At 44.1% G+C, this 18,421-nt stretch carries 17 protein-coding genes, 1 pseudogene and 1 riboswitch; of the genes and pseudogenes, 5 read left to right on the forward strand and 13 right to left on the reverse strand.

Going from position 1 to position 18,421, the window contains the following annotated elements:
- Positions 1-382 precede the first annotated feature (382 nt).
- Positions 383-835 (forward strand): RNA-binding protein, encoded by a 453-nt coding sequence (locus tag AB4329_RS14500; protein ID WP_004736687.1) that lies wholly within the window; start codon positions 383-385, stop codon positions 833-835.
- Here the strand turns inward: AB4329_RS14500 and murI are convergent.
- The 3 genes and pseudogenes from murI to btuB all read right to left on the reverse strand — a co-directional run bounded on the left by murI (position 798) and on the right by btuB (position 4,204).
- Positions 798-1,604 (reverse strand): glutamate racemase, encoded by an 807-nt coding sequence (gene murI, locus AB4329_RS14505; RefSeq protein WP_372138636.1) that lies wholly within the window; start codon positions 1,602-1,604, stop codon positions 798-800. The genes AB4329_RS14500 and murI overlap by 38 nt on opposite strands.
- A gap of 60 nt (positions 1,605-1,664) precedes the next feature.
- Positions 1,665-2,300: pseudogene (locus tag AB4329_RS14510) on the reverse strand (ATPase); the annotation flags it as partial.
- 86 nt (positions 2,301-2,386) lie between these two features.
- Entirely contained in the window at positions 2,387-4,204 is a 1,818-nt protein-coding gene (gene btuB, locus AB4329_RS14515; protein WP_372138624.1) for a TonB-dependent vitamin B12 receptor, read from the reverse strand.
- Between the two features lie 39 nt (positions 4,205-4,243).
- Positions 4,244-4,448, reverse strand: a riboswitch (cobalamin riboswitch).
- 154 nt (positions 4,449-4,602) lie between these two features.
- On the opposite strand from btuB, the gene trmA reads away from it, so the two are divergent.
- Positions 4,603-5,712: a tRNA (uridine(54)-C5)-methyltransferase TrmA gene (gene trmA, locus AB4329_RS14520; RefSeq protein ID WP_017061050.1), complete on the forward strand. Its 1,110-nt coding sequence runs from the start codon at positions 4,603-4,605 to the stop codon at positions 5,710-5,712.
- An 80-nt stretch (positions 5,713-5,792) separates the two neighbouring features.
- On the opposite strand, the gene AB4329_RS14525 is transcribed toward trmA, so the two are convergent.
- Positions 5,793-6,164 (reverse strand): YijD family membrane protein, encoded by a 372-nt coding sequence (locus AB4329_RS14525; protein ID WP_017061049.1) that lies wholly within the window; start codon positions 6,162-6,164, stop codon positions 5,793-5,795.
- Positions 6,164-6,805, reverse strand: a complete 642-nt coding sequence (fabR, locus tag AB4329_RS14530) for an HTH-type transcriptional repressor FabR (protein ID WP_010438693.1) — start codon at positions 6,803-6,805, stop codon at positions 6,164-6,166. The genes AB4329_RS14525 and fabR overlap by 1 nt, the downstream gene beginning before the upstream one ends.
- A 327-nt stretch (positions 6,806-7,132) precedes the next feature.
- On the opposite strand from fabR, the gene sthA reads away from it, so the two are divergent.
- A complete protein-coding gene (gene sthA / locus AB4329_RS14535; RefSeq protein WP_017061048.1) occupies positions 7,133-8,533 on the forward strand; it encodes a Si-specific NAD(P)(+) transhydrogenase in 1,401 nt (466 codons plus the stop codon).
- A gap of 182 nt (positions 8,534-8,715) precedes the next feature.
- On the opposite strand, the gene dinF is transcribed toward sthA, so the two are convergent.
- The 4 genes from dinF to AB4329_RS14555 form a co-directional block, all read right to left on the reverse strand.
- A complete protein-coding gene (dinF, locus tag AB4329_RS14540) occupies positions 8,716-10,071 on the reverse strand; it encodes an MATE family efflux transporter DinF (protein ID WP_372138626.1) in 1,356 nt (451 codons plus the stop codon).
- 117 nt (positions 10,072-10,188) lie between these two features.
- On the reverse strand, positions 10,189-11,067 hold the full coding sequence (locus tag AB4329_RS14545) for a class I SAM-dependent methyltransferase (RefSeq protein ID WP_065584274.1): 879 nt from the start codon (positions 11,065-11,067) through the stop codon (positions 10,189-10,191).
- Positions 11,068-11,164: 97 nt separating this feature from the next.
- Complete coding sequence (gene lexA, locus AB4329_RS14550; protein WP_019820514.1) at positions 11,165-11,785, reverse strand: transcriptional repressor LexA; 621 nt, start codon at positions 11,783-11,785, stop codon at positions 11,165-11,167.
- Positions 11,786-11,879: 94 nt separating this feature from the next.
- Positions 11,880-12,242, reverse strand: a complete 363-nt coding sequence (locus tag AB4329_RS14555) for a diacylglycerol kinase (protein WP_017061045.1) — start codon at positions 12,240-12,242, stop codon at positions 11,880-11,882.
- A 220-nt stretch (positions 12,243-12,462) separates the two neighbouring features.
- On the opposite strand from AB4329_RS14555, the gene plsB reads away from it, so the two are divergent.
- On the forward strand, positions 12,463-14,886 hold the full coding sequence (plsB, locus tag AB4329_RS14560; RefSeq protein ID WP_017071790.1) for a glycerol-3-phosphate 1-O-acyltransferase PlsB: 2,424 nt from the start codon (positions 12,463-12,465) through the stop codon (positions 14,884-14,886).
- Between the two features lie 103 nt (positions 14,887-14,989).
- Here the strand turns inward: plsB and ubiA are convergent, their stop codons facing one another.
- Together ubiA and AB4329_RS14570 are read right to left on the reverse strand one after the other, a co-directional pair.
- A complete protein-coding gene (gene ubiA, locus AB4329_RS14565; protein WP_017061043.1) occupies positions 14,990-15,844 on the reverse strand; it encodes a 4-hydroxybenzoate octaprenyltransferase in 855 nt (284 codons plus the stop codon).
- Entirely contained in the window at positions 15,845-16,387 is a 543-nt protein-coding gene (locus tag AB4329_RS14570) for a chorismate lyase (RefSeq protein ID WP_164091128.1), read from the reverse strand. It abuts the gene before it with no gap.
- Positions 16,388-16,549: 162 nt separating this feature from the next.
- On the opposite strand from AB4329_RS14570, the gene AB4329_RS14575 reads away from it, so the two are divergent.
- Positions 16,550-16,957, forward strand: coding sequence for a flagellar basal body-associated protein FliL (locus AB4329_RS14575; RefSeq protein ID WP_017063771.1), 408 nt, complete (start codon positions 16,550-16,552; stop codon positions 16,955-16,957).
- A gap of 87 nt (positions 16,958-17,044) precedes the next feature.
- Here AB4329_RS14575 and glpG read toward each other — a convergent pair whose 3' ends face one another.
- Positions 17,045-17,887, reverse strand: coding sequence for a rhomboid family intramembrane serine protease GlpG (gene glpG, locus AB4329_RS14580; protein WP_017063770.1), 843 nt, complete (start codon positions 17,885-17,887; stop codon positions 17,045-17,047).
- 58 nt (positions 17,888-17,945) lie between these two features.
- The gene (glpE, locus tag AB4329_RS14585; RefSeq protein WP_017061039.1) at positions 17,946-18,266 is read right to left on the reverse strand and encodes a thiosulfate sulfurtransferase GlpE; all 321 of its coding nucleotides are present in this window, start codon (positions 18,264-18,266) and stop codon (positions 17,946-17,948) included.
- Positions 18,267-18,421 lie beyond the last annotated feature (155 nt).

Below are 18,421 nucleotides of genomic sequence, written 5' to 3' on the forward strand. Positions count from 1 at the left end.
TTTAAATTGTTAAAGAGCGCTAGCGTTTTGTGATTCACATCTCAGTCGCTAGGGGTGCGTACTATACCTGCACCACTTTGAGAGTCAAGGGTTATTTTCAAACTCTTTTTCTCTACCGATTTCGCTGTGTGACTTTCGTCTCACTCCGTGTCGGTGAGGCGGCATTATAGAGAGATTGAGATGGAGCACAAGGGCTTTTTGAAATAAAAGTTTTGTTCGCCTAAAAAGCCACCAGATCCGCATTTTTCGAATAAAAACTAAACATTTGAGACGTATCACAGCAATACATTGGCAAAATGGAAACCATGAACGTAAGATTCATGTATCTATTTTGTTAAGAGTAGATGCGTCTATTTCGTTTATTAATATGTAGTATTCCGATATGAACTCAAAAAAATCGATGTTGTTAATTGTCGCACTAGCTGTTCTAGGTGGCATTGTTTTCTCTCAGGTAGATATATCGCCTGCAATTACCTTTATCCTTGGTGTCTTGGCTTCCGCTTTTGTTGTTAACTTTTCAAGCACCGACTCAAAATCAGATTCAGAACCTAAGGCATCAACAAAAACACTTTATGTAGGTAACCTTCCATACAAAGCGAATGAATCACACGTACGTGAATTATTCTCAGAGTATGGTGAAGTATTTGCAGTACGCTTAATGAAAGACAAACGTACTGGTAAAAGAAGAGGCTTTGGATTTGTCGTAATGGCTAGCAATGATGTAAATCATGCTATTTCAGAACTTAACGATAAAGATTACATGCAACGAACTTTAAAAGTGCGAGTTGCAAATGATCCTAAACATCCAGAAACGGACGAAGCTGAACTGAGCTAAATCCTAACTGCTTTAACATGCTATTTAGTGCACTTTCTTTCTTAGGAAGTGCACTACAAAAAACCTCGCGCACTCCCCCTTCTTTATTACCACTTTCCAAATCCAATAAATCTTGAACTCGCTTCGCAATCGCTTTACCAGAATCTATCAGCACTACACTTTCACCTAGTACTTGTTGAATCTCAGATTTGATCAATGGGAAATGAGTACATCCTAATACAGCCACATCAATCGTGTTGATCATCGGTTGAAGGATTTTCTGTAACTCTTCAAGGCTAATTTCCTCACCTCTGAGTTTATCTTCGGCCATATCCACCAGTCGAGTAGAACCCAACAGCTCTACTCTTTTATTACTCGAGAAGTTTTTGATGAGCTCGTGTGTGTATTCACGAGTAATCGTCGCAGGGGTTGCAATAAGTCCAACCGCTTTATTAGCCAGTAACGAGGCAGGTTTGATTGCCGGGACAACACCGACAATAGGGATAAGGTTATTAGCGCGAAGTGCAGGCAGGACTATCGTACTGGCCGTATTACAAGCTATCACCACAATATCAATAGCGTGACTCGCAACAAAACTGGCGACGATACTTTGGACTCGCTGAATGAGGACTTGCTGATCGAGCTCACCATATGGGTAAGCCTCGTTATCGAATACATAGATATAGTTGTGATTTGGTAGTAACTGGCTTATCTCTTTATATACAGAGAGGCCGCCAACTCCAGAATCAAAGACCAATATGTTTTTTTGTATGCTTTTCGACACAACCATTACCTGTAAGAAGTTCCGCAGCAATGATACCCCTTCACTTAGTTTTCGCCAATCATCACTCTATATAATGCAAGCTCGGTAGCGTTGATGCCCAAAGCGCTCACCCTGCTCTACATTTTCTAGCTCTATCTTAAGCTTACCTTTAAAGCATGGCGCTGACGTGACTAAGGTATGGAACTCACCATCTTCTCCACATGGGTCGACGTGACTTGGCAAACTGTCTATTAGTTCAGGCGTGTATTCTTTCCCGCAATAGCTCATGTCTAATGCATCGCTATCAACTGTGACGAGAAAGGTTTCGATTCCTCTATTTATGATTTCTTGAGCCAGAGTTTGGCTACTCTCTCCCAGTAGAGGAAATACACACTCCCAGCCCGCAGGTTCTATATAACTTCTTCGGTAGTCAGCAATACCATTGCAAAACATATCGCCGAATGCCACGGCATCAATAGATAAACCCGATCCTTTAAGCGCCGTAACAATCGTACTTTGATAGATCTCGTTACTTGGGAAGACTTCCGGCAGCTCAATCGTTATTAATGGCAAGCCGAACAATGTTGCCTGCATTCCGACAACCTCGATTGACGTGACTTGGAAAGGAACCTCATCACCAACATACGTAGTATAGAGAGCAACAACTTCATACTCGGTGCTTTCAAGTAGACGTTCTAGGGTTAATGTAGAGTCTTTACCATTATGTGCAAGCTTTTCTTACGGTAAATCGAAATGTTCATTGATATACCCAATAAGAAAAAACCGCCCGAAGGCGGTTTAGGTGATAATTAGAATTGGTAAGTAGCATTCACGTAATATGTACGCTCTGGTGATGGGTATCCACCAGCAGTCTCGTACTCTTCGTCAGTTAAGTTATCCACTCGACCATTTAAAGTAAGGTTTTCATTCGCATAGTAGTTCACTGAAACATCAAACAAGCTATACGCTGCGAGATCTTCAGAGAAGTCCGGTCTCTCACCTACATATTGGAAACCTAATGAAACATCAACATCATCGAAACTAGCCACTGCATTATACTTGTAAATCTTCTTAGCTCGGCGTATCAGTTGCTCACCAGATTGATCTTCTGGGTCTTGGAAATTAGCGCTCACTTGGTGGTTAATAAAGCTAGTATCAAATCCAACGACCATTTCCACACCACGTAATTGGCTTTCGCCATCGGTATTGTAGTACTTACTTGTCGCGTAGTTGTAATCAATTAAGTCTTCGACGTTCGTGTCATAGCCAGTAATCGACCAATCAACATCCTTGATTAAGCCACCAAAAGTCAGTTCAAATGAATCTGCCTTTTCAGCTTCTAACTGTGCATTACCGTAGTAGCTATATAGTTGATACAAGTTAGGTGCTTTGAAGGATGTGCCATAAGCTGCTTTTACAACAAGCCACTCAGCATAACGATAGCCTAACCCTGTGTTGTAAGTAGTTTCTGTACCAAACTGCTCATTGTCATCAACACGAAGACTCAGTTCTCCGAACACTTTATCCGCATCTGCGTTTAATGCAGCGAAGTACGCAACATTCGTTCTGTCGTATTCAGTATTCGAAGGCTTAACAATATAAGCCTCATCACGCCAATCTACACCACCACTAAGAGTCAGTGACGACGTTAGTTTGTATGAATTCACCCATTGAACATTTAGCTGTTCAAGCTCATCAGATGTTGCTGACGCTGAGTTCTTGCCTAAAGACTGTTCGTAGTTCCAGTTATCTTGATTCTGATAGTTAACTAAGAAATCAGACTTAAGTTCACTGCCACTATATTTAGCACCAGTAGCAAAGGTCGAATTTTGAACTTCAGCTTCTTTGTAAGAATGGTCTGTACCAAATGAACCATCGTACTGAGAAATGGTTTCAAACATACGGAAATTCGCGAAGCCACTCCATTGCTGATCAAAATTATGAACATAACCAATTAGAGCATTGCGTGATTCAAAACCATGGCGATCACCATCATTAACACCTGGTAATGGATGAACGTTGTATCCCTCATCGGAATCGTAACCAACAGATACGTTCAAGTGACCATTTTCACCGACCTTAGTACCACTAACAAAGCTCAGCTCTTGGTAATCTAAGCTTCCTAAACCTGCACTAACTGCCGTTTTTTCATTGTCAGAGTTTGCAACAGTAATAATGTTGATAACACCGCCGATAGCTTCTGAGCCATACATAGCGGCACGAGCTCCTCGAACGTATTCCACTCGGTCAACGAATGTAATTGGTAACTGGCTAAAATCGACACCACCCTTTGCAGCTCGCGCAAAACGAATACCATCAATGAGAACAAGCACTTGATCAGAGTTAGCACCACGAACAAAGATCGAAGCTTGCTGTCCTCGGCCTCCATTTTGTGAAACCTGAATACCCGTCAATCGTCTAAACACATCTGTTAGAGACTTAGCTTGAATTCGATCGATATCTTGGCGTGTTACTACTTCAACTTGAGCGACAACACTTTCCGTGCTTTGCTCAAAACGGTTAGCCGTAACCACCATGGTTTCGTCGGCAGATGCTTGTTGGGCGTGTAAATTGGAGATAGGTGAAAGCAGCGATGCTACAGCAACCGCTAAAAGGGATTTGTTCATGTTGTGATCCTAAATCGCGTAAATTCCTACCAAACCACATGTCATGGTTTAGCCGCTGGCAGGTATTCGGACTCAAGAGCACAACCTTATGGTTACCTGATATTCGACTTCCCACAAAAAGCTATTTGCAGTGTCTGATGAATACTCGTTCTCTTTTACCGCTGCGCGTCAGTTCTGGATTCACACCAGATTCCCTCTTCAGCCATCTATACATCTAAATGGCACCAGCTTGCCGGAGATAGTATTGACCTCTGAATCATTTGTCTAGTCTAAGATAGTTATAAGCTATAGTTTTCATGGTCGATTTACATTGAATGGCGCTCAACACTGGACAAGCGCCTGTGATTGAATAAAATCTGCGCTCTTGATTTAAAAGCACGACAGCAAAAGGCATAACCATGGCGAATTTAGATGTAAACCCGCAACGCTACCAAGAACAACTGGCAGAAAAGACAGAGCGTCTTACAGAAATGTTCTCAGAATATGATGTGCCTGAACTGGAAGTGTATGAATCTCCAGAACAACACTACCGCATGCGTGCTGAGTTCCGCGTGTGGCATGAAGGTGACGATATGTATTACGTCATGTTCAATCAAGAGACTAAAGAAAAATACCGCGTAGACCAGTTCCCTGCAGCTAGCCGTCTTATCAATGACCTAATGCCTCTATTAACAGATGCAATGAAGGACAACCACTCTCTGCGCCACAAGCTATTCCAAGTAGACTTCCTTTCTACGTTAAGCGGCGAAATTTTGGTGTCATTGCTTTACCACCGTCAATTAGGTGAACAGTGGATTCAAGATGCTAAAGCACTTAAGCAGCAATTAAACGATGAAGGTTTTAACCTAAACCTGATTGGCCGTGCGCGTAAGATGAAAATCGTACTGGACCGCGACTACGTAATTGAAAAGCTAGATGTGAATGGTGATAGCTACATCTACCAACAAGTAGAGAACAGCTTTACTCAACCCAACGGCAAAGTGGCAGAGAAAATGTTGGAATGGGCTGTCGATTGTACTCAAGACAGCAAAGGCGACTTACTTGAGCTTTACTGTGGTAACGGTAACTTCTCATTAGCGCTAGCACAAAACTTCGAGCGTGTACTGGCAACTGAACTGGCGAAACCGTCAGTAGAATCTGCGCAATACAACATCGCTGCGAACAACATTGAAAATGTTCAGATCATCCGTATGTCTGCAGAAGATTTTACTGTAGCAATGGAAGGCAAGCGTGAGTTCCGTCGTCTACAGCAAGCGAACATCGATCTTAAGAGCTACAACTGCAACACTATCTTTGTTGATCCACCGCGTTCAGGTATGGATGTTGATACTTGTAAGATGGTTCAAGGCTACGAGCGTATCATGTACATCTCTTGTAACCCTGAAACATTGAAAGAGAACCTAGACATCCTAAGCGAAACGCACGACATCACTCGTTTTGCTCTGTTTGACCAGTTCCCTTACACGCACCACATGGAAGCTGGCGTATTCCTAGAGCGTAAAGCGTAAGTATCGCTTTCAGGTCTAAGCCAAACAGCAGATACAAAAAAACGAGCCCATTGGCTCGTTTTTTTAATTTCTAAATCAGCTTAAGCAGTTTTGCCGATAAAGCCGAGTTTCTTACCTACCCATGCAAGAAGCAACATCGCGACAATAATCGCAAAGAAGTTTGAGCCAGCATCAGGGTGTTGTGCCTTCACAAAAGCCGAGTGGCCAAATGCACCTACAAAGAAACAAGCCAAACCTACTAGTGGAATATCTTCAGATACTGGGTTAGTTAGGTACTCTTGGTAAAGTGCTTGTACAGCCAAGACTAAAGCAATCAGTGGGAAAATAGAGAAGCCCACTTCGCTCATTGTTACCCAAGATAACAGAGCATCACCACACACACCGGCAATAACAGCAAGTACGAGTGTCTTTCTTTCTGAACCACGGTTTACAGTATTATTTTCATTCGACATTATTCAATCCCGCCTTTTAATCGGTTACGTTCACGTTCTTTACGATACCAAAAAGCCCCTTTGGCCATCATTCGCAATTGCATGATCAAGCGTTCAGCCAGTTCATCTCGCTGACGTCGATCTAAATCTAATGCTTCTGCCCCTGAGTTGAAGACCAAGATAACGGAGGCTTCAGCTTGAGTAAAAGCTTCGTCTCGTGTCATGCCAGTCGTTATCAAATATTCGGTTAACTCAGCAGAGAAGTGCTGTATCTCACGAGCTACCGCTGCACGAAACTCAAATGAAGTTCCTGAGCGCTCTCGCAATAACAGTCTGAATACGTTAGGGCTGCTTTCAATGAATTCCATAAAGGTTTCAACCGATGTACGAATCACACTGCCTTCTTTTACTATGCGTTGCCTAGCTTGACGCATTAACTGGCGCAGCAGTAAGCCACCTTCATCAACCATGGTTAAGCCAAGCTCATCCATGTCTTTGAAGTGACGATAAAAGGAAGTCGGTGCTATTCCAGCCTCACGAGCGACTTCTCTCAAGCTTAGATTGGAAAAACTACGATCGGCGCTGAGTTGGCTAAATGCTGCATCGATTAAGCTGCGACGAGTTTTTTCTTTTTGCTGTGCGCGAATGCCCATTGGTTTCATACTTTATCAATTTCTTCTTTTACAGCCTAAACAGGCATGTCTAATACTCTATTCAATATAACGCGAATCACTTATTTATATAAGGCACTCTGGTTATATAAGACACTAAACATACCTCTTTGTTCACGTACCGAAGTAAATACGTTCGAAGAAAAAATTTCAATATCCACGCTGTCATTTGGAGACATACGACATACCAAATATTATTTTTTCGATAACACTGCGTGATCCCACCGACTCTCTGATGCCCTTTTCATGTACCCAAGAACAGAATCAGTTAAAATCTCGCTAAAGCAATGTTACTCAAATATAACAAGGAAGATATCTATGCCGCACTCCAACCACTTTGATGTAATCGTAATTGGTAGTGGCCCCGGAGGAGAAGGGGCAGCGATGGGATTAACCAAAGCCGGGTTGAACGTTGCAATCATTGAGAAAGAGAGCAGCGTTGGTGGTGGTTGTACTCACTGGGGAACCATTCCTTCAAAGGCACTGCGTCATGCCGTAAGTCGTATTATCGAATTCAACAGTAATCCGCTGTTTTGTCAGAACAACAAAAGCATACACTCAACGTTTTCTAACATTTTGGGGCATGCCAAATCGGTTATCGACAAGCAGACTCGATTACGCCAAGGCTTCTACGACCGCAACCAGTGCACGTTGGTCTTTGGTACTGCACGTTTTATCGATACCAACACTGTCTCGGTAATGCAAAGCGATGGCACTGAAGAACATTACAGTGCAGACAAATTTGTTATCGCGACAGGCTCTCGCCCTTACCAACCAGATAACGTCGACTTCCTGCATGAACGTATCTACGACAGTGACTCGATTCTTTCTCTTAAACACGACCCGCAACACATCATCATCTATGGTGCTGGCGTTATTGGTTGTGAATACGCGTCGATTTTCCGCGGTTTGGGTGTAAAAACCGATCTTATCAATACTCGTGACCGTCTGTTGTCATTCCTAGACAATGAAACCTCAGATGCACTTTCTTATCACTTCTGGAACAGCGGTGTCGTGATTCGCAACGATGAAACCTTTGAGAAAATTGAAGGCACTGATGATGGCGTGATCATTCACCTAGAGTCAGGTAAAAAGATGCGCGCTGATTGCCTACTGTATGCCAATGGCCGAACGGGTAATACCGATAAACTGAACCTTGGTGCTGTTGGCTTAGAAGCGGACTCGCGTGGGCAAGTCTCAGTAAATACCAATTACCAAACCAATGTTGACCATGTTTACGCTGTCGGTGATGTGATTGGCTACCCTAGCCTAGCAAGCGCGGCTTATGACCAAGGTCGATTTGTGGCTCAAGCAATTGTGAAAGGTGAAGCTGAACGCCACCTTATCGAAGACATTCCAACCGGCATCTACACCATCCCGGAGATCAGTTCTGTTGGTAAAACCGAGCAAGAACTTACCGCAGCTAAAGTACCGTATGAAGTAGGACGTTCTTCATTCAAACACCTAGCTCGTGCTCAAATTGCGGGTAAAGACATTGGTAGCTTGAAGATTCTGTTCCATCGCGAAACCAAAGAGATTTTAGGTATCCACGTGTTTGGTGAGCGTGCCGCTGAAATCATCCATATCGGACAAGCGATCATGGAACAGAAAGGTGAAGCAAATACCATCGAGTACTTTGTGAATACAACCTTTAACTATCCAACGATGGCGGAAGCTTATCGTGTTGCAGCACTCAACGGGCTTAACCGTTTATTCTAGATAAAGAACCAATAGGAGTATTTGACCACCCATAGGCCAAATACATAAACAGCAAGCCACGCGCTTGCTGTTTTTATTTAAAACACTGAATATTAAGGCATTGATAGTAATTAGATCATGATGTTCTAAATACCCCTTTACCTTACAGCCTCATTTACTCTCCACAAACAGAGCCCTCAGAGCTAAGCGAGAAACTCCCCTTTCTTCCACTGAGAAACAAACAACACACCAAGACCAATTCCGCGCATTGCCATAAAGCTCAGCATCGCTAACCACAGTGCATGGTTCTCTAAACCTGATGCTAAATAGAAAATCGCGAAGAAACTACAGGTCGCAACAAACATACTATTGCGCATATCCTTGCCCTTGGTTGCTCCAACAAAAATACCATCCAACAAGAAGCACCACATAGACACCAATGGCATTGCGATTAACCACGGTAAATACACCTCGGCTTGACTCTTCACGTCTGGGATTGTGGTGATCATATTGATTAAGCTCGAGCCAACGAGTGCGAACACTATGGTCAGTACCAAACAAATATTGAAGCTCCAGAAGAAAGTTCCAATCAATGACTGGTTCAGCTCATCTTTGTCTTTCGCGCCTATCGCCTTACCGACCATCGCTTCCATTGCGTAGGCAAAGCCATCCATCCCATAAGAGATGATCATCAAGAAACTCATCAACACGGCATTGGCCGCAACAACATCATCGCCAAAGCTTGCACCTTGGAAGGTCATGAAAGTGAAAGTCGCTTGTAGGCATAATGAACGAAGAAAGATATCGCGATTCAATTTCACGAAACGACTCAAACCTTGGCTGGTTTTCTTAAGCAGATCCCATGGCGATGGTAACTGCTTCTTCGCCCAGATTCGGTAAACACAAATTAGGCCAAATGTTAGACCGGCATAATCAGCCATTACAGATGCCAATGCAGCACCTTCCACTTGCCACCCTAAGCCGATAACAAAAACGATATCCAAAACGATATTGGTGATATTGGTGATGATCACCATCCACATTGGCACTTTGGCGTTTTGAGTCCCGAGCAGCCAACCTAGAATCACAAAGTTAGTCAGCGCGGCAGGTGCACTCCAAGCGCGGATTGAGAAATATTGCTGACCATAGTGCTTAACTTGATCACTGGCGCTACTCAATGAGAAAACTAAATCGGCGACTAAACTGTGTAAAAGTAAAAAGACACCAGCAAACCCTAAGGCCATGGTCACGCCTTGCACAAAAACTAAGCCTAGTTGCTTGCCATCATTCGCACCATAAGATTGTGCAGCTAGCCCTGTTGTCGACATACGCAGGAAACCAAGCAACCAAAAGGTCACGCTGATCATTGTGCCGCCCAGCGCCACACCACCTAAATACCAAGAGTGCTCTAGGTGACCGATAACCGCCGCATCGACTAAGCCCAACAGTGGAACAGTAATATTAGAGAGAACCATCGGGATCGCGAGCAACAGCACTTTTTTATGCATCGCCTGATTGGATAGCGCTTGAAAAATAGTTTGGGGATTAAATAACTTCACGATCACCTCTTAGATTAGAGGCGATAGTTTAACCTAGTGGGTGGGCTTTCACTATGTTGTGGAATTTTACTTATACCGGCTATGTACTCAGTTACTCGAAATACAAAACACCTAGGATTACCACTTAACGAGCACTAACTGCGGCGTTAAACGCTTTTTGACCTGAGAGATCTTACAAAGAAGTCGCTGCCACAATTTCCAACGGTTGCATTTTTGGTCTAGTGGAGAAAACGCTTTTACCCATTGTGCCCATGGCAACCAATTGAGAACACTGTCTATTGGAGAAGATAGGCCATGCGCATACTTTCCTGAACCAAGTTTTTGCCCCAACGTACTTGAGCTTTTATCTCCAGCTAAGACTAAACACGCATGTGCATGAGTAAAGTAGCGACTCAAAGACTGAATGAAGTTCGCCGTCTGCTGTTCATTGCAATCCAGCAGAGCATGTTCACACACCACCATCACCGAGGCTTGTTCTGGAATATTGAGTTCATCCAACCAAGTCAGGTCATCGACAGAACCACACTCCAAACGATAGCGTTCATTTTTGTGGAACAGACGTTGGCGCCACACAAGGTTTTCCGTGACATCCAGCTCAACCCAATGGCAGCGTCCATTATCTAAACGGTAGAAGCGGGTATCGAGCCCTGCTCCAACATTGATGATCCAAGCATCTGGGTTGTGAGATAGAAATTGCTGAACTTGAGAGTCACAAAGTTGAGTCAGTGTTGCGTAGAGAAGTTGTTGTTGGTCTAGCTCGCCAGTAAGACATTCAGGTGCGAGCTGGCAACGCTTGCAGGCTTGAGCTGCGATGGGGTCATAAACGAGACCATCATCGGCTAGGCTTTCACGACTACGAAACCAAAGATGTTGAACGAGGTTGGTCGGAACTTGGAATTCTTGATGTGCAGACCCTTGTTCAGAAGAAGCCTTTTGAACAGAGGAGCGCGGCTTACGAGTAAGCGGCTTCATTTGAGGTTTGGTTGGGTTTGGCATCATCATCTTCCGTGTATCTCGACAAAGAAGATGATAATGAATATCAATTATAATGACAAGTTATTGAGAATAAATATCAATAAGCTGTTTGTACTGACTACATCCAGTCGGTGTTGCGAATAATACCAACCGCAAGCCCTTCAATAGACAAGTGTTGAGATTCTAGATCGACATGGATTGGAGAAAACTCTTCATTTTCAGCATGTAACAGAACCGTTGAACCTTTACGTTCTAGGCGTTTTACCGTTACATCATCATCGACACGAGCCACTACAACCTGACCATCGCGTACATCTTGTGTTTTATGAACAGCTAATAAATCACCATCCATAATACCGATGTCTTTCATACTTTCGCCATTTACACGAAGTAAGAAGTCAGCTTGTGGTTTAAACATGCCTGGATCAACTTGGTAATGCATTTCTACATGCTCTTGAGCCAAGATAGGCTCACCAGCGGCAACCTGACCGATTAATGGTAAACCTTGCTCTTCGTTTGCTGCATCTTCAAGCAAAATACGAATACCGCGAGACGCACCCGGGATAATCTCAATCGCTTCTTTACGAGCAAGAGCTTTCAAATGTTCTTCTGCAGCATTAGCAGAACGGAAGCCTAGTTCACGCGCGATTTCTGCACGTGTCGGTGGCATACCGGAATCTTCGATCTTACCTTTGATAAGGTCAAAGACTTGTTGCTGGCGGGGCGTTAACGGCTTCATGATTCACCTGTCTTTTTATACAGTTGACTGTGAGTATATCCAGTAACTGAACAAAAGCAAAGCAATTGGTTGTTTTTAGTTCATTTTTAGCAAATTACAAAAACAGGATCTCTAGCCACACATAACCTGCGAGTGCCAAACAGATGAAAACTGCTGCCGAACCGACATCTTTAGCCATCCCAGAAAGCTCATGATGTTCACTGCCGATTCGGTCGACAACCGCTTCAATCGCGGTATTGATTAGCTCGACAACCATCACCAATACCACCGATGAGATCATTAAGATTCGTTCAACTTGGCTTACATCTAGGTAAAATGCCAACGGAATAAGCACGACCGCCATGAACACTTCCTGTCGAAATGCAGCCTCATTTTTAAACGAACTCGTAATGCCTTGCCATGAAAAGCCTGCTGCTTTGATGATGCGTTTGAATCCGGTGTTTGATTTTTTGGTCATTTTTAACCCTATACTCAATCAGTCGATGAATGATTTTCCACAAACTTAACGGCAATATGACTATTTCCATTAAAAGGTTAGACCAGTTTCTGGTATTCTTGCATCGATTAAATTTACGCCTAGGCTTATCCCTATTTCACTCATAGGATTTATCCTTTTTATCAGAGAAATAGAGATACGCTTCAGCACATTGAAATAACTATTGAGGCAGTGAACCTATATGTCTTCTGGACAATCTTTTTCACGTTCATTAATGAAGCTACCTTTATCCGTATTGGTAAAGGGCACATCAATTCCTTCAAACCCTGTTGAGGATTTGAACATTGATTTGAGCAAACCGATTGTATACGCCTTACCGTTTCGCTCAAGTGTCGACATTCTTACATTGCAAAAACATGCACTTGAATTAGGCCTACCTGATCCGTTGAGCAAGCTTGAAATCAACGGCAAATCACTGCAACGCTACGTTTTCATCTCTTCTCGCAAAACTCTGCTGCAAGACGATGATTATGTACCAAGCTCTTCAATTGAAGTGTTCTCTGAATTGCTTTCACTGCACGCCGACGACTCTGAACTCGATGTTCAAGTTATCCCTGCTACCGTTTTGTGGGGGCGCAAACCTGGTAAAGAGAATAACCAGAAGCCTTACCTACAGGCAATGAACGGCTTAGAGAAATCAAAAGCGGTATTGCTAGCCGGTCGTGACTGCTTGGTTCGCTTTAGTCCTGTGGTTTCTCTGCGTTACATGGCCAACTCACACGGCACCGACAGCACCATCGCGCACAAACTGGCGCGCGTGGCACGTATTCACTTCTCTCGCCAAAAGCTTGCAGCATCAGGCCCTAACCTGCCAAGCCGCCAAGCTCTGTTTGATCGCCTGTTAAAATCAGAAGCGATCAAAAAAGCGATTGAAGACGAAGCACAAGCAAAGAACATCTCGATCGAGAAAGCGAGCAAAGAAGCTCAAGACATTATGGACGAGATTGCTGCGAACTTCTCTTACTCGCTGATCAAGCGTGGTGAGAAGATTCTTGGTTGGCTGTGGAATAAGTTGTACCAAGGCCTGCATATCAGCAACGCTTCAACGGTTCGTAAGTTGGCTCAAGATGGTCACGAGATTGTTTACGTGCCTTGTCACCGTAGCCACATGGACTACTTACTGCTTTCTTATGTGCTTTATCATGAAGGCATGGTGCCGCCGCACATCGCTGCGGGTATCAACCTGAACTTCTTCCCTGCCGGTCCTATTTTCCGTCATGGTGGTGCGTTCTTTATTCGTCGTAGCTTCAAAGGCAACAAGCTGTACTCGACGATTTTCCGTGAATACCTAGCGGAGTTGTTCGCTAAAGGTTACTCAGTAGAGTACTTCAGTGAAGGTGGGCGTTCTCGTACAGGTCGTTTATTGCAAGCGAAGACCGGCATGTTGGCGATGACTATTCAAGCGATGCTGCGCGGCATGAATCGCCCGGTGACTTTGGTTCCTGTGTACATCGGCTACGAGCACGTGATGGAAGTGGCGACTTACGCAAAAGAACTTCGTGGTAAGCGTAAAGAGAAAGAAAACGCGAGCTTAGTGATTCGTACCATTCGTAAGCTGCGTAACTTTGGTAAAGGCTACGTGAACTTCGGTGAGCCAATTCAACTGAACCAATACCTGAATGAACACTCACCTGAGTGGACCAAAGACATCGACCCAATGGGCACTAGCAAACCACAATGGATGAACCCGGTGGTTAATGACTTGGCGACCAAAATGATGACGCACATTAACGATGCGGCAGCGACCAATGCCCTGACCCTTTGTGCAACGGCACTATTGGCTTCAAGACAGCGCGCATTGTCTCGTGACTCTTTGGTTTCTCAGATTAATTGCTACCTGTCTCTGCTTAAGAATGTTCCATATTCGGCAACGTTCACTGTGCCAAAAGACAGCGCTGAAGATTTAGTAAAACATGCTGAATCACTGAACAAGTTCTTGATTGAATCAGACTCAATGGGCGACATCATTTCGCTAGACCGTCACCAGTCAATTCTGATGACCTACTACCGAAACAACATCATTCACTTGTTTGCTCTGCCATCGTTAATTGCACAGATGACTATTCGTCAACGCGGTTTATCAATTGACGCGATCCAAGAGAACGTTGCTGCTATCTACCCGTTCTTGAAGAAAGAGCTGTTCCTAAGCTACGACGAAGACAAGCTTGAAGGCGTGGTTTCTAACATCATTGAAGAGCTGGTTAACCAAGGTATGCTTGTGGTTTCTGATAATGAAGTCACCATCAACCAATCAAACAGCCAAGCACTGATGCTGTTAGGTCGTACGATTTCAGAAACGCTACAACGCTACTCTATTGCTTTGAACCTGTTAGCAGAGAACCCTGATCTGGATAAATCCGATCTTGAACAGAAGAGCCAAGACATTGCACAGCGACTTGGTCGTCTGCAAGGCATCAATGCACCAGAGTTCTTCGATAAAGGCGTGTTTGCGTCGATGTTCGCAACTCTGAAACAACAGCAATATCTGGATAACGATGGTAACTGTGATTTAGACAAGACTCAGCAATTCGCTAAGCTTCTCTACTCAATGCTTTACCCTGAAGTACGTTTGACGATTCAAGAGAGTATCCACCAAGCGGAGTAATCATCAGCTTGGTGTCTCTTGAATAGCGAGGCCAAACGCGATCAAAAAAGGCACCCAATGGGTGCCTTTTTCTTTAGCATTCGTTAACTCGAAAAGCGGATGCTTACCAGAAGGTAATGAACAAGCCCGCTGTCACTGCCATTCCAACATAGTTGTTGTTTAGAAAGGCTTGGAAACAAAGGTCTCGATCACGGTGGCGCATCAGGTGTTGTTGATACACAAATAAGCTTCCCGCTACCAACAGTGCCCAATAGAAGGTATCTCCTAGTTGGTAATGCATGCCTAACGCAATCAGCATCGCTAGGGTGACGAGTTGCAAAGAGCCAACAATCAGTTTATCGAAGCGACCAAATAAAATAGCCGTCGATTTAATACCAATCTTCAAGTCATCATCTCGGTCAACCATCGCATATTGCGTGTCGTAAGCAATCGTCCACAACGCGTTAATCACGAAGACAAACCACACAATGCTTGGCAGTTCATTGGTTTGTGCCGCCCAAGCCATTGGTATCGCCCAACTAAACGCTAAGCCAAGAAACAACTGTGGAAGATGCGTAAAACGCTTCATGAAAGGGTAAATGAACGCCAGACCCACACCAATAAATGAGAGCTTAATGGTCAGTGGATTCATGGTGAGTACCAGCAAGAATGAAACTACGGCTAGCACTAAAAAGAGCAGAATCGCTTCCTTACTGGAAACCAAACCTGAGGGTAATGGACGCTGCTTGGTACGTTTAACATGACCATCTACTTTACGGTCCGCAAAGTCATTGATCACACAGCCAGCTGAACGCATCAACACCACGCCGAGTACAAAAACAACCAAGACATCAAAATCAGGCATACCTTGTGCGGCGATAATCAGTGACCACAAGGTCGGCCAAAGGAGTAATAGGGTACCAATCGGGCGATTCATTCGCGTTAATTGCCAATACGCCTTCGCTTTGGTGGCAAGCATTTACACACTCTCCTTAGAGTAAATGGGTGATGTTGGTAAAAACAGTTCTGCCACAAGCATCGGTTTATGGTTCATCCATAATCGAGAACGACGCGCGAGTAATCGCTCATCGCCTGCGATAACCCAACCGACTTGCAGCGCATCTCGCTCCACGTTCTCAGCACTGAAAACGGTCAATCCAAGCGGGACATTACCTTGTTGAGAAAGGTCTGAGTGCTGATGATCTTCTAATGTGACTCGGGGAATCAAGGTTCGACCTAACACCCACGGTTCGTCATCACCCTTTAAAATCACTTTACGCAGTAAGCAATCAAACGATGATAAAAGATGTTCCTCGTCTTGTTGCAGCATTGAGCGTTCTACAACTTGATTATGAAGCAACTCAACAGACAGGTGCTGACAGCACTTCCCCAACTTGCGGGAAAGAGAACCTTGCTCCATCAGCCACTCTTTGGTGGTTTCATTAGGAAAATCAAATGTTTCTGTACTTTGCCAATCTACATTCATTAACGAATTAAGATACAGCGATATTGGCTGATTCATACTAGTATTCAATAGGTGACTTTACACGTACAATAAAGCTTCAACTTTCGAACAAAATTAAAGCGTTCTTCGAATTGTAAACGTATTTAGATTTAGACCGCTCATTGTAACAAGACTAATGCGTTTCGAATATCGCGAATAAACTAAAGAAAAGTCACAAATATGCACAAACGTTATGTAGCCCAAATATTTCTTGCGATTACCCTACTCTTTTCAGCATCAAGTTTCGCGGAAGAGGAGTCGGCAGCTAAACTCGCCTACTTCACGCTAGAGCCAGACCTGACCACCAATTTTTACACTAAAGGTAAAAAACTGGGCTACATTCAGGTTCGCCTCGACATCATGGTGGCAAATAGTAGCGACTTGGCCGCTATTGAGCATCACCAACCACTGATTCGCGATGCGGTGATTGAATTGCTTGGCAAACAAAACGAAGAAACCATTAAATCTCTATCTGGCCGTGAAGACTTAAGAAAATCCTTAGTTGAACACCTCAACAAGATTTTGCTTCCAGAGACAGGTAAAACCCTGATTGCTGACTTACTGTTTACCAAATACCTTTATCAGTAATGATGTAAAGCGAATCCCAATAAAAAAGCGGCTAATCTGGCCGCTTTTTTTGTCTCTATCGTTTGGCTACTCATTAGAAGATATGAATTAGCTTCTTGCCGAGCTTGGTGCTTTCATCGCATCGATAAAGCCAATAATCACACCAGCGGCTAGACCAGCTAAATGCGCCGTATTGGCGATAGCCATAAATGGCTGCATGTACCCAAGCACCAACCACACCAACATAAAGCCGACAATCTGTCTTGGGATACCTAAACCAAGTTGTGGCGCCTTCGCACCAACCACCCATAAGTAACCAACCAAGGCATACACAACACCAGACAAACCACCGAAGTTCGCCCCTTCAACCCAATACTGCCCAGCACCTGAAAGCGCAGAAGAGACAGCAAAGATCTGAAGTAGCTTGAGGCTGCCAAGTTTCTTCTCAATGTCTCCACCTAGCTGCCACCACCACAAAATATTAAATGCGATGTGCATAACAGAGAAATGTAGAACGGCATGACTCAACCAACGCCACAGCTGCCATTGCTGTCCATCCACCGCTGGGAAATGTAGGGCATTGAAAATAGCTTGGCCAAAACCGATCTGTTGCAGCGCAAAAATCACCACACACACCAACATCAGGCTTAGTGTCACTGGGCCTGCTTTGGCTTTGATCATGCCCATGAAGCTTGGCGTGTGGTAATGGAAGTTGCTCTTTCTGGTCTCTGCCATGTCCCAAGATGCAGCTTGATAGCGCTTATGATTGGGCTCAGCCAGAAAACGATTCAGCTCAGCTTCGGTTTCAACCTGAAATTGGCCATCAAGAAGCCAAAGAGCAAAACGCCCTTCTCCCTCTGGAGACATCTGAATAGGGATCTGACGAGAGGCCATATAATCAATAAATGCTTGAGCAAGACGTGGATTGTCTAACACCATCAATCTAATCATTGTTACTTCCTATTCATTCTATGAGGGATGCTTGAGGCGGTTCAGGTGATGAAAGTCATTAACCTGCGATCACTGGAAGTTCAGCACGATGCCAAGCTTCGAAACCACCATCAACACTATATACCTCTTCAAAGCCTTGGTTCACTAAATATTGTGCCGCACCTTGGCTACTGATGCCGTGGTAGCACATCACTAAGATAGGTTGTTCGAACTCAACCTCATCCATGAATGACACCATCGTATCGTTAGTCAGGTGGTAGGCTGTTTTTGGGTGGGCAACCGCAAAAGACTGCGGGTCACGTATATCGACAAGTCGAGCTTCGCCTTGTTCGATGAGGGCTTGAGCGCCTTTAACATCGATATGTTTAAACTGGTCCATGACTTTCTCTTTTTATACTGATTTACTTTGCTGCCATTGTAACCTATCCCAAGGCTAACATTCACATCCACTTAATAAGGTTATCCACCAGCGATCACTTTTACACCATTTGTGGATAAATCTGTGAATTGCGTGAATAAAGTGTCTTTTCAAAA

It is taken from the genome of Vibrio sp. 10N.261.54.A5, from assembly GCF_041471145.1.
In the GTDB taxonomy this organism is placed as follows: domain Bacteria; phylum Pseudomonadota; class Gammaproteobacteria; order Enterobacterales; family Vibrionaceae; genus Vibrio; species Vibrio crassostreae_C.

What these genes read in the sequence shown, in the direction of transcription:
- trmA (WP_017061050.1), top strand. Translation starts at nt 4,603, where the DNA reads ATGGCGAATTTAGATGTAAACCCGCAACGCTACCAAGAACAACTGGCA.
- AB4329_RS14500 (WP_004736687.1), top strand. Translation starts at nt 383, where the DNA reads ATGAACTCAAAAAAATCGATGTTGTTAATTGTCGCACTAGCTGTTCTA.
- murI (WP_372138636.1), bottom strand. Translation starts at nt 1,604, where the DNA reads ATGGTTGTGTCGAAAAGCATACAAAAAAACATATTGGTCTTTGATTCT.
- btuB (WP_372138624.1), bottom strand. Translation starts at nt 4,204, where the DNA reads ATGAACAAATCCCTTTTAGCGGTTGCTGTAGCATCGCTGCTTTCACCT.
- AB4329_RS14575 (WP_017063771.1), top strand. Translation starts at nt 16,550, where the DNA reads ATGCACAAACGTTATGTAGCCCAAATATTTCTTGCGATTACCCTACTC.
- AB4329_RS14555 (WP_017061045.1), bottom strand. Translation starts at nt 12,242, where the DNA reads ATGACCAAAAAATCAAACACCGGATTCAAACGCATCATCAAAGCAGCA.
- plsB (WP_017071790.1), top strand. Translation starts at nt 12,463, where the DNA reads ATGTCTTCTGGACAATCTTTTTCACGTTCATTAATGAAGCTACCTTTA.
- AB4329_RS14570 (WP_164091128.1), bottom strand. Translation starts at nt 16,387, where the DNA reads ATGAATCAGCCAATATCGCTGTATCTTAATTCGTTAATGAATGTAGAT.
- ubiA (WP_017061043.1), bottom strand. Translation starts at nt 15,844, where the DNA reads ATGCTTGCCACCAAAGCGAAGGCGTATTGGCAATTAACGCGAATGAAT.
- glpG (WP_017063770.1), bottom strand. Translation starts at nt 17,887, where the DNA reads ATGATTAGATTGATGGTGTTAGACAATCCACGTCTTGCTCAAGCATTT.
- AB4329_RS14545 (WP_065584274.1), bottom strand. Translation starts at nt 11,067, where the DNA reads ATGCCAAACCCAACCAAACCTCAAATGAAGCCGCTTACTCGTAAGCCG.
- AB4329_RS14525 (WP_017061049.1), bottom strand. Translation starts at nt 6,164, where the DNA reads ATGTCGAATGAAAATAATACTGTAAACCGTGGTTCAGAAAGAAAGACA.
- glpE (WP_017061039.1), bottom strand. Translation starts at nt 18,266, where the DNA reads ATGGACCAGTTTAAACATATCGATGTTAAAGGCGCTCAAGCCCTCATC.
- fabR (WP_010438693.1), bottom strand. Translation starts at nt 6,805, where the DNA reads ATGAAACCAATGGGCATTCGCGCACAGCAAAAAGAAAAAACTCGTCGC.
- sthA (WP_017061048.1), top strand. Translation starts at nt 7,133, where the DNA reads ATGCCGCACTCCAACCACTTTGATGTAATCGTAATTGGTAGTGGCCCC.
- lexA (WP_019820514.1), bottom strand. Translation starts at nt 11,785, where the DNA reads ATGAAGCCGTTAACGCCCCGCCAGCAACAAGTCTTTGACCTTATCAAA.